This is a genomic window from Mycolicibacterium aubagnense (assembly GCF_010730955.1).
Classification (GTDB): Bacteria; Actinomycetota; Actinomycetes; order Mycobacteriales; family Mycobacteriaceae; genus Mycobacterium; species Mycobacterium aubagnense.
Genome location: NZ_AP022577.1, coordinates 1124896 through 1140226, shown reverse-complemented (window position 1 = coordinate 1140226; position 15331 = coordinate 1124896). Strand labels below are relative to the sequence as shown.

Here is a 15331-nt window from a genome sequence, read left to right as displayed (position 1 = left end):
CGACGACCGGTCAGCCCGGGTACGTCCGCGGGGTGAAGACTCGGTCGCCATCGGCGGTGGTGTGCCACACCGTCTGCGACGACCCGATGATCAGCAGGCAGCGCATGTCGATCTCGGCCGGCTTGAGGTCGGCGAGGCGCACCACGCGCACCGACTCATCGGGCCCGGCCACGTCGCGTCCGATGACCACGGGTGTGTTGGGGTCGCGGTACTCCAACAGCAGGTCCTGCATGGCGGCTACCTGCCAGGTCCGGGTCTTCGACGCCGGGTTGTAGATCGCCAGCACCATGTCGGCGCGGGCGGCGGCGGTGAGCCGCTCGGCGATGATGTCCCACGGCTTGAGCCGGTCGGACAGCGAGATCACCGCGTAGTCGTGCCCGAGTGGCGCGCCGACGCGGCTGGCCACGGCCTGCGCTGCGGTCATCGCCGGGATCACCCGGACGTCGACGCCCGGCCACTGCTGGGCCTCTTCGAGCACCGCGGTCGCCATCGCGAACACCCCGGGGTCGCCGGAGGACACCACGGCGACGGTGCGGCCCTGCTGGGCCAGTGTGCAGGCCAGCTCGGCGCGGGCGCGCTCGTCGGTGTTGTCGCTGGGGTGGCGCTGCTGGCCGGGACGCGTCGGCACCCGGTCCAGATACGGCCCGTAGCCGATCAGGTCGGTGGCCGCCGCCAGTTCCCGACGGGTCTGGGCCGTCGTCCACTCGGGGTCACCCGGACCCAGCCCGACCACCACCACGCTGCCGACCATCGCCTTGTCGCGTCGCCCACCCGGGAGAATTGCGATCGAGAAGTACGGCACCGTCGCATCATCGACGTCGGCGGCCGGCAGGACCCGCTGCGCCTCGGTGCTCGCGCGTTCCACGTAGAACGCCTCGTCGAGCCGCCCAGCCGACGAAAGTGCCTGCCGCACAGTCGGGTACGACCGGCCCAGTTTCATCACCACGGCCGCGTCGGTGTCGGCCAGCCGGCGCTGCAGTTCACCCTCGGGCAGGGTGCCGGGCAAGATGGTGAGCACCTGCTCGCCCTGCACCAGCGGCGTCGAGATCGCGGCCGATGCGGCGCTGACCGATGTCACGCCCGGCACGATCACCGCGTGGAACCGCTCGGTCAGCCGCGTGTGCATGTGCATGTAGGAGCTGTAGAAGAGCGGATCACCCTCGGCGAGCAGCGCGACGTTGCGGCCCGCCGCCAGGTGGGTGGCGATGCGCTCGGCGGCCTCGGCGTAGAAGTCTTCGATCGCGCCGTCGTACCCGCCCGGGTGCGACGTGGTCTCGGTCGTCACCGGGTAGACGAGGTGCTCCTCGATCTGGCCGGGCCGCAGATACGGTTCGGCGATGCGCCGCGCGATGCTGTGGCCGTGCCGTGCGCTGTGGTACGCGACCACGTCGGCCTCGCCGATCAACCGCGCGGCCTTGACCGTCACCAGTTCCGGGTCGCCGGGGCCGAGGCCGACGCCGTACAAGGTTCCCTTCATTCGTGTTCACTCGCAATCGCGTTCACCGCGGCAGCGGCCATGGCACTACCGCCGCGCCGCCCCGTCACCACCAGATATGCCATGCCGCGCGGCCGCGCGATCAGTTCGTCCTTCGACTGTGCCGAGCCGACGAAGCCCACCGGACCGCCCAGCACCGCCGCGGGCACCGGAGCGCCCTCGTCCAGCAGCTCCAGCAGCCGGAACAGGGCGGTCGGCGCATTGCCGATGGCCAGCACGGCGCCGCCGAGCCGGTCCGCCCACAGATCGACGGCCGCCGCCGAACGCGTGCTGCTGAGTTTCGCGGCCAGTTCTGGGGCCCGGGGATCGGCGACCAGTGACACCACTTCGTTGGCCTCGCCTTTCCCGGGCAGACGGGAGCGGGTGATCCCGGCCGCGACCATCGACGAGTCACACAGGATCGGAGCCCCCGCCGCCAGTGCCGCGTGCGTGCGGGTCACCACGTCGTCGGTATAGGCGACGTGCTCGGTGACATCGACCTGGCCACAGGTGTGGATCAGGCGTACGACGACGCGTGAGACGTCGTCGGGAAATCGCGCCAGATCCGCCTCGGCGCGGATTGTCGCGAACGACTGCCGGTAGATCTCCGCAGCGTCGCGGACGTAGTCGAGCACGCGATAACCCTACGGGTGGCGCGGTTGGTACCCCGAGTTGGTCGCCACCAGCACTTCTCCGATGGGCGGGCTACCGCACGCGCGCTCACAGCCGACGAAGTGCCGCCGCCCGCCGGGCTCGCCGGACTCCGCTGCCGCGGCGGCGTCACTCCGGACGTCGGCGAGTGACTTGGCGCACCCCGGGCTGCCGGTACAGGCACTGATCGACAACCAGGGGGAGTGCTCGTCGAAGACCAGACCCATCGGCGCCAGCACGCGCAGTGCGGTGTCGGCAACGCCCTCTTCGAGGTCACAGATGAGTAACGAGCGCCATGGAGTGACCACGACCGGAGCGGTGATTGCCGCCACAAACTCCGCGGTACGGGCCTGCAGCACACCCAGGGGGACAGCCGCGCCCAACGTGATCCGGCCGTCGTCCTGGGTGATCCAGCCGACCGGCGGGGCGTCGACGGGCGGCCAGGTGGCGCCCGACGATTCGGTGGGGCGGAGCCCGGCGCCGGCCAGGAGCTCGTCGACATTGTCCAGTTCGCTTGCCCGCCAGCGGTTCTCACGAACTTCCAGGAAGGTGTGGGCGAGGTCCAGCAGGGTGTCGGCGGCCCGCGTGGCGGGAATCCGCACCCCGGTGTCACGTCCCGCGACCAGTACCGCGGCGGTGTCCGGGGATACCAGGTGGGTGCTCACATCGGGCGCCAGGCCTGAGATGTCGCCCCGCCCGTCGTCGGCCCCGAACCAGAACCGTCCGGGTAGTTCGGCCAGGTCAGGACGGTTTTGCAGCCCGGAATCGAGGTCGCGGACCACGTCACGGACGTCGCCCCGCCCGCCGTGGCGGCCCGTCAGCGGCGAGGCCACGATGTTGCGGACCCGTTCGTGGGTCGGCGAGGGCAGCAGGCCCGCAGTGTCGACCGCCGCGGCCAGCCCTTCGGCGTCGTGGATACCGCGCACCTGGATATTGCCGCGCGACGTCAGTTCCATTGCCGGTGAACCGAATTCGGTCGCGGCGTGGGCCAACGCCGCCAGTTGCCCAGCGGTGATCATCCCACCGGCCAGGCGGATGCGGGCCAGGCCGCCGTCGGCTGCCTGGTGCACCTGGAGCGCGCCTGGGCAGGCGTCGTCGTCACGCGTCCGAATCACCTTGTCTACGTTACGTTATCCGGTAAATAGTGAAATAGGTCACTGACGTTTCCAGGCTGTTCCGTGCCTTACAAGTCCCTTGTTTTCGCCGCATTGGCCCGTACCGTGGAACGCGAACGTCCGTTTGCTACACCGCTTTCGGATGACCTAAGGAGGGACGCAATGTCCGATTTCGCTTTGTACGTTGGTGGCGTCTTCGCTCTCATCGTGGCTGCCGGCCTGCCGTACCAGGGCAAGACCTGGTACTCGCGCTGGAGTGCGAACGAGCGCTGATCCCAGCAGCTTCACGTCAGTAAGACCGCCGACGGGGCGGGTTGCGAGAGCAGCCCGCCCCGTTGCGCTATTTGCGCCCACCCCAGGGGCGCGACCGCGCGACCACGTCGGTGCTGTACGAATAGTCAGTGCCGACCGTACTGCTGCTCTCGACGTCCGACACCGATCTGATCACCGCCCGCGCGAGCGGGGCCGAGTACCGATGGGCCAACCCGTCGCGGTTGATCGACGGGGAACTGCCGGACCTCCTGGCCGGCGCGGACCTGGCGGTGGTGCGGGTGCTGGGCGGCTACCGGACCTGGCAGGACGACATCGACGCCGTCATCGCCAGTGGGGTCCCCACGGTGGTGCTGTCGGGGGAGCAGGCGCCCGACGCCGACCTGATGAGTCACTCGACCGTCCCCGCCGGCGTCGCTCTCCAGGCGCACATCTATCTGGCGCAGGGCGGCACAGAGAATCTGCGCAACCTGCACTCTTTCCTTTCTGACACCGTCCTGATGACCGGCTTCGGCTTCGGGGAGCCCGTATCGGCTCCGAGCTGGGGGCTGCTGCAGCGCTCGTCGGGTGCTCAGGGGCCGACGGTCGCGGTGCTCTACTACCGGGCCCAGCAGTTGGCCGGCAACACCGCGTACATCGACGCGCTGTGTGGGGCCATCGAGCAGGCCGGCGGCCGTCCGCTCCCGATCTTCTGCGCCTCGCTGCGTACCGCCGAACCCGAGCTCATCGAGCTGCTGGGGACCGCCGATGCCCTGATCACGACGGTGCTGGCGGCCGGCGGCGCGACCCCGGCGCTGGCCAGTGCCGGCGGTGATGACGACAACTGGAACGTCGCGCACCTCGCGGCCCTCGACGTCCCGATCCTGCAGGGCCTGTGCCTCACCAGCTCGCGTGCCCAGTGGGACAAGAACGACGACGGGCTGACGCCGCTGGACGTCGCGTCACAGGTCGCGGTGCCGGAGTTCGACGGCCGCATCATCACCGTGCCGTTCTCGTTCAAGGAGATCGACAGCGAGGGCCTGATCTCGTACGTCGCCGACCCCGAGCGCTGCGAACGGGTGGCCCGGCTGGCCGTCCGGCACGCGCGCCTGAGGTACGTCGAGCCCGCCGACAAGCGCGTTGCCCTGGTGTTCTCGGCGTACCCGACCAAGCACGCCCGCATCGGCAACGCCGTCGGTCTCGACACCCCGGCCAGCGCCGTGGCGTTGCTGCGCGCCATGCGCGACGCCGGCTACCGCATCGGCGACGTCCCCGGCGTGGACGCCGGGGACGGGGACGCCCTCATCCACGCCATGATCGAGCGCGGCGGGCAGGATCCCGACTGGCTCAGCACCGAAGCGCTGGAAGCCAACCCCGTCCGGGTGTCCGCCAAGGACTACCGGGCCTGGTTCGCGACCCTGCCGGCCGCACTCACCGACGCCGTGACCGAACATTGGGGCGAGGCGCCGGGCGAGCTGTTCGTCGACCGTTCGCAGGACCCCGATGGTGAAATCGTCATCGCGGCAATGGTTTCCGACAACATCGTGCTGATCGTCCAGCCGCCCCGTGGCTTCGGCGAGAACCCCGTCGCGATCTACCACGACCCCGACCTGCCGCCGAGCCACCACTACCTGGCTGCCTACCACTGGATCAACACGCACTTCGGCGCCGACGTGATGATCCACCTGGGCAAGCACGGCAACCTGGAATGGCTGCCGGGCAAGACGCTCGGCATGTCCGCGGCGTGCGGCACCGACGCCGCGCTGGGCGACCTGCCGCTGGTGTACCCGTTCCTGGTCAACGATCCCGGCGAGGGCACGCAGGCGAAACGCCGCGCGCACGCGGTATTGGTCGACCACCTGATCCCGCCGATGGCCCGCGCCGAAACCTACGGCGACATCGCCCGGCTGGAGCAGCTGCTCGACGAGCACTCCACCATCTCGGCGCTGGACCCGGGCAAGCTGCCGGCCATCCGCCAGCAGATCTGGACGCTGATGCGTGCCGCCAAGATGGACCACGACCTGGGGCTCGAGGACCGGCCCGACGAGGACGTGTTCGACGACATGCTGCTGCACGTCGACGGCTGGCTGTGCGAGATCAAGGACGTCCAGATCCGCGACGGCCTGCACATCTTGGGCCAGGCGCCGGACGGTGAGGCCGAACTGGACCTGGTGCTGGCCATCCTGCGGGCCCGCCAGCTGTTCGGCGGCGAACAGTCGGTGCCGGGGCTGCGCGAGGCGCTGGGTCTGGCCGAGGACGGCTCTGCGGCACGCGAAGCCGTCGACGCCGCGGAGGACCAGGCGCGTGAGCTGGTGGCGAAGCTGCAGGCGTCTGGCTGGGATGCCGCCGCCGTCGATGGCATCATCGACAACGCTGAAGTCGCGAAGGTGCTGCGGTTCGCCGCCACCGAGGTGGTGCCGCGGCTGCGCGCGACCGACCGCGAAATCGACCAGATTCTGCACGCCCTCGGCGGCGGGTTCATCGCGGCCGGACCGTCGGGCTCCCCGCTGCGCGGCCTGGTCAATGTGCTGCCCACGGGCCGCAATTTCTACTCCGTCGACCCCAAGGCCGTCCCGTCCAAGCTGGCGTGGGAAACCGGTGTGGCGATGGCGGATTCGCTGCTGGAGCGCTATCGCACCGACTACGGCCGCTGGCCGGAGTCGGTCGGGCTCTCGGTATGGGGCACCTCGGCCATGCGCACCGCGGGCGACGACATCGCCGAAGTGCTTGCGCTGCTGGGTGTTCGGCCCATCTGGGACGACGCGTCGCGCCGCGTGGTCGGGCTGGAGCCCATCGCGCTGGCCGAACTGGGCCGTCCACGCATCGACGTCACCGTCCGCATTTCCGGCTTCTTTCGCGATGCCTTCCCGCACGTGGTGACCATGCTGGACGATGCGGTGCAGCTGGTCGCCGGGCTCGATGAATCGGCCGAGGACAATTACGTCCGTGCCCACTCTCGGGTCGACATCGCCGACCACGGCGACCAAAGGCGCGCCACCACAAGGATTTTCGGATCCAAGCCGGGAACCTACGGCGCCGGACTGCTGCAGCTCATCGACAGCCGCAACTGGCGCGACGACGCCGACCTGGCCCAGGTGTACACCGCCTGGGGCGGCTTCGCCTACGGCCGCGGTCTCGACGGTGCCCCCGCGACCGACGACATGAACCGGGCGTACCGGCGAATCTCGGTGGCGGCCAAGAACACCGACACCCGCGAGCACGACATCGCCGACTCCGACGACTACTTCCAGTACCACGGCGGCATGGTCGCCACCGTCCGCGCGCTGACGGGCAAGGATCCGGCCGCGTACATCGGCGACAACACCCGGCCCGACGCCGTCCGCACCCGCACGCTGTCGGAGGAGACGACACGCGTCTTCCGGGCCCGGGTGGTCAACCCGCGTTGGATGAATGCCATGCGACGGCACGGCTACAAGGGTGCCTTCGAGATGGCGGCCACCGTCGACTACCTGTTCGGGTACGACGCCACCGCGGGCGTCATGGCCGACTGGATGTACGAGCAGCTGACGCAGAGCTACGTGCTGGACCCGGAGAACCGCAAGTTCATGTCCGAGTCCAACCCGTGGGCGCTGCACGGCATGGCCGAGCGGCTGCTGGAGGCGGCCGGTCGCGGCATGTGGTCGGCGCCGGAGTCCGAGACCCTCGACGCCCTCAAGCAGGTGCTGCTGGAGACCGAGGGGGAGCTGGAAGGGTGATTTCGGCGTGATTCGTACCGGTCCGCGTGACGAATCACGCCCAAGTCACACCGTCCGACTAGCCTGATCGCCATGGCCCTCACCTTCGCCGACGTCGCCACCGCGAACTACGTCCTGCTGACCACCTTCACCAAGGACGGCCGGCCCAAACCGACTGCCGTCTGGGCGGTCCCCGACGGAGATCGGCTGCTCGTGATCTCCGAGGCAAAGGCCTGGAAGGTCAAGCGGATCCGCAACACCCCGCGGGTGACGGTCGCCAAGTGCGACATGCGCGGCAACCCGAAGAGCGAGGCCGTCGAGGCCGTGGCGGCCATCTTGGACAAGTCACAGCTGGGCACCGTCTACGACGGCATCGGCAAGCGCTACGGGTTGATCGGCAAGGCCTTCAACTTCGTCTCCAAGCTGCGGGGCGGTATGGAGAACAACGTCGCGCTGGAGTTGCGGGCCGCGTAGTGACCGGATTCCCCCCAGGCGCGCCAAAGCTGCCGCGCCACAAGGATATCGGGCGGCTGCTGCTGAACTGCCCGGACCGTCGTGGCGTGATCGCCGCGGTCTCGACATTCCTGACCAATTCCGGCGCCAACATCATCTCGCTGGACCAGCATTCGACCGCTCCCGAAGACGGTGTCTTCCTGCAGCGCACCGTCTTCCATCTGCCTGGGCTGGCGGCCGCCCAACCTGAACTCGAGCGCGAATTCCAGTCGGTGGCGCAAGAATTCGACATGGACTACCGGTTCACCGATGCGTCCAGGCCGAAGCGCGTGGCGATCATGGCGTCGACCGCCGACCACTGCCTGCTCGACCTGCTGTGGCGCAACCGCCGCGGCGAACTCGACATGACCGTGGTGATGGTGATCTCCAACCACGCCGACCTGGCCGAGCAGGTCCGGGCGTTCGGAGTGCCGTTCGTCCACATCCCGGCCACTCGGGACATTCGGGAGCAGGCCGAGCAGCGTCAGCTGGAGCTGCTCAAGGGCAACGTCGATCTGGTGGTGCTCGCCCGGTACATGCAGATCATCACGCCGGCGTTCCTCGACGCCATCGGCTGTCCGCTGATCAACATCCACCACTCTTTCCTGCCGGCATTCGTCGGCGCGACGCCGTACCGGCGGGCCAAGGAGCGCGGCGTGAAACTTGTCGGCGCCACCGCCCACTACGTGACCGAGGATCTGGACGAGGGGCCGATCATCGAGCAGGACGTCGTCCGCGTGGACCACACCCACAGCGTCGAGGAGCTCGTTCGGCTGGGTGCGGACGTGGAACGGGCCGTGTTGTCCCGGGCGGTGCTGTGGCACTGTCAGGACCGCATCCTGCGCCACGGCAACGAAACCGTGGTCTTCTAGAGCCATGGCTCCGACATTCGAAGATGTGTACCGCGAGAAGTACCTGCTTCTCACGACCTTCACCAAGGACGGCCGGCCCAAGCCGACTCCGGTCTGGGGCGTGCCGCACGAGGGCAAGCTGCTGATCAGCACCGACGACGGCTCCTGGAAGACCAAGCGGATCAAGAACACCCCGCGCGTCACCATCCAGAAGTGCGGAGCCCTGGGCAAGGTCAAGGGCGAGCCGGTCGAGGCCATCGCCCGCAACCTGCCGAAGTCCGAGACCAAGCGCGTCTTCGACATGGTGACCAGGCGCTACTGGTGGCACGCGTGGTGGTGGATCCCGCAGGCCATCATCCGCGGTGGCGTCGAAAAGGTGCACGCAGCCATCGAGGTGGAGCCGGTTCCGGGCGCCTAGGAACCAATTCCGGCATTTCTGCGTTGTCCAGTGCATGGCGATGCGACTATTTCTGGTTTACGCCTTGGTCGAGGTCGCGGTGCTGGCAGCCCTGGCCTCGACCATCGGTGTGGCGTGGACGCTGCTGGCCCTCCTGGCGACATTCGCCGCCGGCCTGGCCATCGCGGGCACCCAGATCACTCGGCATTTCAGCAGGCTGTCGGACGCGCTGAGCGCTCGATCCGCCGATCCCACGCTGGCCACGGACAGCCTGTTGGTGGCTCTCGGGACGGTGCTGGTCGTTGTTCCCGGGTTGGCCAGCTCGGTGCTCGGCGCGCTCATGCTGGTGCCGTTCACCCGGCGCGCGCTGCGACCGGCGGTAAAGGCCCTGTTCGGTCGTCACCTCACCCCCATGGACTTCCCGACTCAGGTGATCTACATCAACCACGACGAGCGTTATCGCAGTCGCGGTGACTACATCGACGGGGAAGTGATCGAGGTCATCGACAGCTCACCGGTCGCTGCGCACCGGCACGCCGGCTGAACGGACTAACGTGTCACGTTCGTGACGACTTTTGCGACAACGCTGCTGCTCGGCGGTCGTATACATAGCCCGGCTGCGCCCGACGCCACCGCGATGGCCATCCGCGATGGGGTGGTGGCCTGGCTCGGTTCCGATGACATCGGCCGGGCGCTGTATCCGGACGCCACGGTCGTCGATCTCGAGGGCGCATTCGTGGCGCCGGCATTCGTCGACAGCCACGTGCACCTGACCGCCACCGGGCTTACCGTGGTCGGGCTCGACCTACGCACCGCGACGTCACTGCCACACCTGCTGACCCTGCTCACCGACCACGCCGCGCAGCACCCGGACGGCGTCATCTGGGGCCACGGCTGGGACGAATCAGGCTGGCCGGAACACGCGGTCCCGACCACTGCGGACCTCGACGGAGTGCTCGGCGGCCGTGCCGCGTACCTGGCCCGGGTCGACGTGCACTCGGCCGTCGCATCGACCGGTCTGCGGCAGCTGGTGCCCGGACTTCCCGACACCGCGGGCTTCTCCGAGCAGGGGCCGCTGACCGCCGACGCCCACCACCGCGTGCGGGCCGCGGCCCGCAATCTGCTCAGTGCGACACAGCGCCGCGACGCGCAGCGAGCCGCGCTCGATCTGGCCGCGCGCAACGGCATCGTGGCGGTGCATGAGTGCGCGGGTCCCGAGATCGGCGGTCTCGACGACTGGGCCGAGCTACGCGCCACGGACCACGGCGTCGAGATCGTCGGCTACTGGGGCGAGGCCGTGACCAGTGCTGCCGCCGCGCGAGATCTGATGGCGCAGACCGGCGCCCACGGATTGGCCGGTGACCTCTTCATCGACGGTGCGCTGGGCTCCCGGACCGCCTGGCTACAGGAGCCCTACTCCGATGCGCCCGGCTGCCCGCCCACCTGTGGCAACAGCTACCTGGACACCGACGCCGTGACCGCGCATCTGGTGGCGTGCACCGAGGCCGGTATCACCGCCGGTTTCCACGTCATCGGCGATGCGGCCGTGGCCGTCGTCGTCGACGCTCTGGACCGGGCCGTGGCGGCGTTCGGGGCGCCCGCGGTGGCACGCTGTGGCCACCGCCTGGAGCACCTCGAGATGGTGGATGCGGAACAAGCGCGCAGGCTCGGTTCGTGGGGCGTCGTGGCCAGCGTGCAGCCGAACTTCGACGCGCTGTGGGGCGGTGCGGACGGGATGTACGCGCAGCGTCTCGGTGCCGATCGCTCACAGGGTTTGAACCCGTTTGCGCTGTTAGCATCGCAAGGCGTGCCCCTCGCTTTCGGTTCGGACAGCCCCGTCACCAGCATCAATCCGTGGGAATCCGTGCGTGCCGCCATCAGCCACCGGACGGCCGGAAGCGCCATCTCGGCGCGGTCGGCGTTCCTGGCCGCTACCCGCGGCGCTTGGCGGGCCGGCGGTGTCCGCGACGGCTTGACCGGGACGCTGGTGCCCGGCGCGGTCGCCTCGTACGCCGTATGGAAACTGTCGGGAGGTGCCTCGACGTTGGACGTCACCGCGCCGGCCGACGCCGTCCAGCGCTGGTCGACCGATCCGCGGTCGCGGGTACCGGCGCTACCGCCGCTCGGGCCCGACGACGAGTTGCCGACCTGCCTGCAGACCGTGCACCGCGGTGAGCTGATCCATGGCTGACGGCGTCGAAGGCGTGGCGGGCGTGGAAGAGACCCTCGACGACGCCGTCCCGGACGAGGCGGAGGTACCCGAACAACCGGCGGCACCCGAACAACCGGCGGCACCCGAAGAGCCGCAGGGGCCGCGCCGTGGGGCGCGGATCGTCGCGAGCCTGCGGCGGTTCTTCGAGCCGCGGTTGGTCCGGCTGGCCGCGGCCGTCGTGGCTGGTCTGCTGCTGTGCGCGAGCTTCCCGCCGTTCGATCTCTGGTACCTGTCGTTTCCCGCGCTGGCGCTGCTGGCGTGGGTGCTGGCTGACGAACGCACAACTCCCGCAGGCGGTTTCGGCTACGGCATGCTGACCGGACTGGTGTTCTACGTGCTGTTGCTGCCGTGGATCAGCAATTTCGTCGGCCCGGCTCCGTGGCTGATGCTGTCGGCCCTCGAGGCGTTCTTCACCGGGGTGTTCGGGTTGACCGCGGTCGTGGTGCGGCGCCTGCCCGCGTGGCCTCTGTGGTTCGCCGCGCTGTGGGTGGCAGCGGAATGGCTCAAGTCGACGGTGCCGTTCGGCGGCTTCCCGTGGGGCGTCGTGGCGTTCAGTCAGACCGATGGCCCGCTGTTGCCGCTCGCACAGCTCGGCGGTGCGCCGCTGGTCTCGTTCGCGGTGGCACTCATCGGATTCAGCCTGACGGCGATCGTGCTCGAGGCGGTCAGGCACTGGCGTCACGATCACCGCACCGGAGCCGCCGCGCCGCCGGAGGTGTTCATCCCGGGTATCTGCATCGCCCTGGTCCTGCTGCTCACCGGCCTGGCCTGGCCGCACGTCCGCAAGGCCGGTGCCGGGTCCGGTGACAACCCCGCGATCAACGTCGCCGCCGTCCAGGGCAACGTGCCGCGTCTCGGCCTGGACTTCAACGCCCAGCGCCGCGCGGTGCTCGACAACCACGTGCACGAAACCAAGCAGCTGGCCGAGGACGTCCGTGCCGGGCGGGCACCGCAGCCGCAGGTGGTCATCTGGCCGGAGAACTCGTCGGACATCGATCCGCTGGTCAACGCCGATGCCGCGGAACTGATCTCGGCGGCGTCCTCGGCGATCCAGGCGCCGATCCTGGTGGGCACCGTGCTGGCCGCACCCGACTACACGCCGGAGCATCCGGTGACCACCAACTCCGTCATCGTCTGGGACGGGACCAACGGCCCGGGGGAGCGCCACGACAAGGCCATCGTCCAGCCGTTCGGCGAGTACCTGCCCTGGCGCAGCTTCTTCCGGCTGTTGTCGTCGTATGCCGACCGGGCCGGCTATTTCGTACCGGGCCACGGCACCGGTGTGGTCACCGCCGCCGGGGTCCCGATCGGCGTGACGACGTGCTGGGAGGTCATCTTCGATCGCGCCGCGCGTCAGTCGGTACTCAATGGCGCACAGTTGTTGGCGGTGCCCGCCAACAACGCGACGTTCGATGAGCCGATGAGTGTCCAGCAGCTGGCGTTTGCTCGCCTGCGCGCCGTCGAACACGACCGGTACGTGGTCGTCGCCGGCACCACCGGCATCAGCGCGGTGATTGCTCCGGACGGCCATGTCCTCGACCGCACGGAGTTCTTCCAGCCCGGCTATCTGGACCGGCAGGTGCGCTTGAAGACCGATCTCACCCTCGCCACCCGATGGGGACCGGTCACGGGCGGGTTGCTTGTGGGGGTCGGTGCTGCCGCCCTTCTGGCAGCCATGCTGCACAATAGGAACCTCATGCGCCGCCGCAGGGCGGTTGCGGAGCATCAGAACGGCAGCGCCGCCGCGACTGACACCGACATTGACACCGAAAACGAACAGGGGAACTGACCATGGGCGATGAACGTCCGAGTCAGCGCACGCTGGTAATCATCCCGACCTACAACGAGCGCGAGAATTTGCCGTTGATCGTCGGCCGCGTGCACGCTGCCCGCCCGGACGTCCATGTGCTGGTCGTCGACGACGACAGCCCTGACGGCACCGGCCAGCTGGCCGACGAACTGGCGCTGGCCGATCCCGATCGCCTGCACGTCATGCACCGGGCCGGCAAGGGCGGCCTGGGCGCGGCGTACCTGGCCGGGTTCGCCTGGGGCCTGGGCCGCGGCTACAGCGTCCTGGTCGAGATGGACGCCGACGGCAGCCACGCGCCCGAGGAGCTGTACCGCCTGCTGGACGCCGTCGACGCCGGCGCCGACCTGGCCATCGGGTCGCGGTACGTCCCGGGCGGCGCTATCCGCAACTGGCCCCGTCGCCGGCTCGTGCTGTCCCGCACCGCGAACACCTACGCGCGGGTGCTGCTGGGCGTCAAGATTCACGACATCACGGCCGGCTACCGCGCCTACCGGCACGACGTGCTGGAGAAGATCGGCCTCGACGATGTCGATTCGAAGGGCTACTGCTTCCAGATCGACCTGACCTGGCGTGCCATCAACGCGGGCTTTTCCGTCGTCGAGGTACCCATCACGTTCACCGAACGCGAGCTGGGTGTGTCGAAGATGAGCGGATCCAACATCCGTGAGGCCATGTCGCAGGTGGCGAAGTGGGGTATCCGCGGCCGGCTGGACCGGGCCCGCGGCATCGCGCGCTAGTCACCACGCCACAAACACGAAAAAGCCCCGCCGCGAGGCGGGGCTTTTTCGTCTGCGCAATTAGCCGCGGCGGCGGGTCTTGATGAGCTCCAGCCGCTCCTTGAGCAGCTCTTCGAGCTCCTCGATGGACCGACGCTCGAGCAGCATGTCCCAGTGGGTGCGCGGCGGCTTGACCTTCTTGGGCTCGGGAACGTCACCCTCCAGCAGGGTGCCTTCCATGCCGTTCTTGCACGCCCAGGTGCCGGGGATTTCCGCATCGTCGGCGAACGGAACTTCGAACTCCTCGCCGTTGTCGGTGCGGTACCGGGCAACCTGACGGGGCGCCAGGTCATGGTTACGGTCGGTCTCGTAGCTCACGGCTCCGAGGCGACTGCCTCTCAGGACACGATCAGCCATCGTCAATCACTCCCTTGGTATAGCGACAGGGGAATCAACGCAGACCAGCGGCGTGAAGTTCCCGACTCAGCTATCCATGATACCGGGGTTCGAACCGTCTCCGGATACAGTCACGACCGTGAGGCGGACATGAAGCGCTCGAAGGCCCAACCATGCCGGTGGTGTGGCCGGGAGGTGGCCGACGCGGGCATGGGTCGTCGTCGCCAGTACTGCCGCCAATCGTGCCGTCAGCGGGCCTACGAGCAGCGTGCCATGGTGAAGGGAACCAACCTGGCGGAAGACGCGGTGGTGCTCAGCGCCGAGGAAGCGGCGGCCCTCTCCGACCGCGTTTATCAGGTACGGTGTGCGGCCGAGGACGTCGCGACCGCTGTTGCCGAAGGCGCAGGGCCCGCCGAACTGGGAGAGCTGTGTGAGGTGCTGCTGCAAGCCGCGAAGGACGCCGACGGCTGGCGCTGACGACGCGCGCAGCGACGGGAAAGAAAGAATGCATGACTGACGACCGTCGGCGGATTCACAAGCCGACCAAGTTCCTGGGCCGCGGCTTCGAGGCGTTCCACGATGTCGAGGACCCTGTCCAGGACAGCCGCATCGCCCATGAGACGGCCGCGGCGCTGCTGGAGCGGGTGCGGAGCTATCCGGACCCGGACGTGGTCTCGCGACTGGTCGCCTACACCGACGAGCACGGCATCGAGACCATCGCCGAGTTGTGGGCCGGTGCCGGCGCGCGCAGCCTGCCCGGCGCGCTGTGGCGTGTGTACCTGCTGCGGCTGTCGATCCGGAGCGACCCCTATTCGGCCAGTCTGATGTTCGGCCGCGGCGCCGAGGTGCTGCACTCGATCGACCCGGTGGTCGCCGGTGCCGAGACGCCCGTCGGGCCGACGGAGATCCAGGAGCTTGCCGACCGAATCCTGCGCGGCGTCTTCGAGGGTGACTTCGCGGTCGCGCTGGAGCGCGCGGCGGCGTACTGCCGGGTGAGTGCGGCCGGCTGCACGAGCCTGGCCGAGGACGCGACGACGACCGGGCCGGAGCGCGCCGCGGAGCTGACCGACCGGGCTGTGACGTTCACCCGGATCGCCAACGAGCTGCATGCCGCAGCCGGGTTGTGGCGCAGCGATTCGCTGGATTGACGCGATGGCCGACGACGTCGGCGCTGCGCATCTGAGAAGTTAAAGCCAGACCGCAGAACGCCTCTCGGCGGTAGGCCGCTCGTGGCGGCGAAATTTGGGGCCCGGGGTTACTGCGGCCTGGCGAT

14 protein-coding genes are annotated in these 15331 nt (G+C 69.0%); 10 read left to right on the top strand and 4 right to left on the bottom strand.

Annotation, left to right across the window (positions count from 1 at the left end):
- Positions 1-10: 10 nt before the first annotated feature.
- From G6N59_RS05640 to cobG, 3 genes are read right to left on the bottom strand one after another with little or no spacing between them, the layout of a single operon-like run.
- Positions 11-1477: a precorrin-2 C(20)-methyltransferase gene (locus G6N59_RS05640; RefSeq protein WP_138231183.1), complete on the bottom strand. Its 1467-nt coding sequence runs from the start codon at positions 1475-1477 to the stop codon at positions 11-13.
- Entirely contained in the window at positions 1474-2109 is a 636-nt protein-coding gene (locus G6N59_RS05635; RefSeq protein WP_138231182.1) for a precorrin-8X methylmutase, read from the bottom strand. Before G6N59_RS05635 ends, G6N59_RS05640 begins: the two co-directional genes overlap by 4 nt.
- Before the next feature lie 9 nt (positions 2110-2118).
- A complete protein-coding gene (cobG, locus tag G6N59_RS05630) occupies positions 2119-3240 on the bottom strand; it encodes a precorrin-3B synthase (RefSeq protein ID WP_138231181.1) in 1122 nt (373 codons plus the stop codon).
- A gap of 401 nt (positions 3241-3641) precedes the next feature.
- Here cobG and cobN point away from each other — a divergent pair, with 401 nt between their 5' ends.
- The 8 genes from cobN to G6N59_RS05590 all read left to right on the top strand — a co-directional run bounded on the left by cobN (position 3642) and on the right by G6N59_RS05590 (position 13683).
- Positions 3642-7205, top strand: coding sequence for a cobaltochelatase subunit CobN (cobN, locus tag G6N59_RS05625; protein ID WP_138231180.1), 3564 nt, complete (start codon positions 3642-3644; stop codon positions 7203-7205).
- Positions 7206-7277: 72 nt separating this feature from the next.
- The gene (locus G6N59_RS05620; RefSeq protein WP_138231179.1) at positions 7278-7658 is read left to right on the top strand and encodes a PPOX class F420-dependent oxidoreductase; all 381 of its coding nucleotides are present in this window, start codon (positions 7278-7280) and stop codon (positions 7656-7658) included.
- Complete coding sequence (gene purU, locus G6N59_RS05615; RefSeq protein ID WP_138231178.1) at positions 7658-8548, top strand: formyltetrahydrofolate deformylase; 891 nt, start codon at positions 7658-7660, stop codon at positions 8546-8548. The genes G6N59_RS05620 and purU overlap by 1 nt, the downstream gene beginning before the upstream one ends.
- Positions 8549-8552: 4 nt before the next feature.
- A complete protein-coding gene (locus G6N59_RS05610) occupies positions 8553-8945 on the top strand; it encodes a PPOX class F420-dependent oxidoreductase (protein WP_138231177.1) in 393 nt (130 codons plus the stop codon).
- A gap of 34 nt (positions 8946-8979) precedes the next feature.
- Positions 8980-9468, top strand: coding sequence for an FxsA family protein (locus tag G6N59_RS05605; protein ID WP_138231176.1), 489 nt, complete (start codon positions 8980-8982; stop codon positions 9466-9468).
- Between the two features lie 93 nt (positions 9469-9561).
- Complete coding sequence (locus G6N59_RS05600; protein WP_138231397.1) at positions 9562-11115, top strand: amidohydrolase; 1554 nt, start codon at positions 9562-9564, stop codon at positions 11113-11115.
- Complete coding sequence (gene lnt / locus G6N59_RS05595) at positions 11108-12925, top strand: apolipoprotein N-acyltransferase (RefSeq protein WP_138231175.1); 1818 nt, start codon at positions 11108-11110, stop codon at positions 12923-12925. The genes G6N59_RS05600 and lnt overlap by 8 nt, the downstream gene beginning before the upstream one ends.
- 2 nt (positions 12926-12927) lie before the next feature.
- A complete protein-coding gene (locus G6N59_RS05590) occupies positions 12928-13683 on the top strand; it encodes a polyprenol monophosphomannose synthase (RefSeq protein ID WP_138231174.1) in 756 nt (251 codons plus the stop codon).
- A gap of 60 nt (positions 13684-13743) precedes the next feature.
- Here the strand turns inward: G6N59_RS05590 and G6N59_RS05585 are convergent, their stop codons facing one another.
- Positions 13744-14079 carry an RNA polymerase-binding protein RbpA gene (locus G6N59_RS05585; protein ID WP_029105623.1) on the bottom strand — a complete coding sequence of 112 codons (336 nt, stop codon included), beginning with the start codon at positions 14077-14079 and terminating at the stop codon, positions 13744-13746.
- A 129-nt stretch (positions 14080-14208) separates the two neighbouring features.
- Here G6N59_RS05585 and G6N59_RS05580 point away from each other — a divergent pair, with 129 nt between their 5' ends.
- Both G6N59_RS05580 and G6N59_RS05575 read left to right on the top strand, forming a co-directional pair.
- The gene (locus tag G6N59_RS05580; RefSeq protein WP_138231173.1) at positions 14209-14535 is read left to right on the top strand and encodes a hypothetical protein; all 327 of its coding nucleotides are present in this window, start codon (positions 14209-14211) and stop codon (positions 14533-14535) included.
- A gap of 32 nt (positions 14536-14567) precedes the next feature.
- Positions 14568-15206: a DNA-directed RNA polymerase subunit beta gene (locus G6N59_RS05575; protein WP_138231172.1), complete on the top strand. Its 639-nt coding sequence runs from the start codon at positions 14568-14570 to the stop codon at positions 15204-15206.
- The last annotated feature ends 125 nt before the right edge of the window (positions 15207-15331 follow it).

Bases quoted from the DNA above. Each gene is read 5' to 3' on its own strand.
- G6N59_RS05640 (WP_138231183.1), bottom strand. From the start codon at position 1,477: ATGAAGGGAACCTTGTACGGCGTCGGCCTCGGCCCCGGCGACCCGGAA.
- G6N59_RS05620 (WP_138231179.1), top strand. From the start codon at position 7,278: ATGGCCCTCACCTTCGCCGACGTCGCCACCGCGAACTACGTCCTGCTG.
- G6N59_RS05610 (WP_138231177.1), top strand. From the start codon at position 8,553: ATGGCTCCGACATTCGAAGATGTGTACCGCGAGAAGTACCTGCTTCTC.
- G6N59_RS05605 (WP_138231176.1), top strand. From the start codon at position 8,980: ATGGCGATGCGACTATTTCTGGTTTACGCCTTGGTCGAGGTCGCGGTG.
- G6N59_RS05600 (WP_138231397.1), top strand. From the start codon at position 9,562: ATGGCCATCCGCGATGGGGTGGTGGCCTGGCTCGGTTCCGATGACATC.
- lnt (WP_138231175.1), top strand. From the start codon at position 11,108: ATGGCTGACGGCGTCGAAGGCGTGGCGGGCGTGGAAGAGACCCTCGAC.
- G6N59_RS05590 (WP_138231174.1), top strand. From the start codon at position 12,928: ATGGGCGATGAACGTCCGAGTCAGCGCACGCTGGTAATCATCCCGACC.
- G6N59_RS05585 (WP_029105623.1), bottom strand. From the start codon at position 14,079: ATGGCTGATCGTGTCCTGAGAGGCAGTCGCCTCGGAGCCGTGAGCTAC.
- G6N59_RS05580 (WP_138231173.1), top strand. From the start codon at position 14,209: ATGAAGCGCTCGAAGGCCCAACCATGCCGGTGGTGTGGCCGGGAGGTG.
- G6N59_RS05575 (WP_138231172.1), top strand. From the start codon at position 14,568: ATGACTGACGACCGTCGGCGGATTCACAAGCCGACCAAGTTCCTGGGC.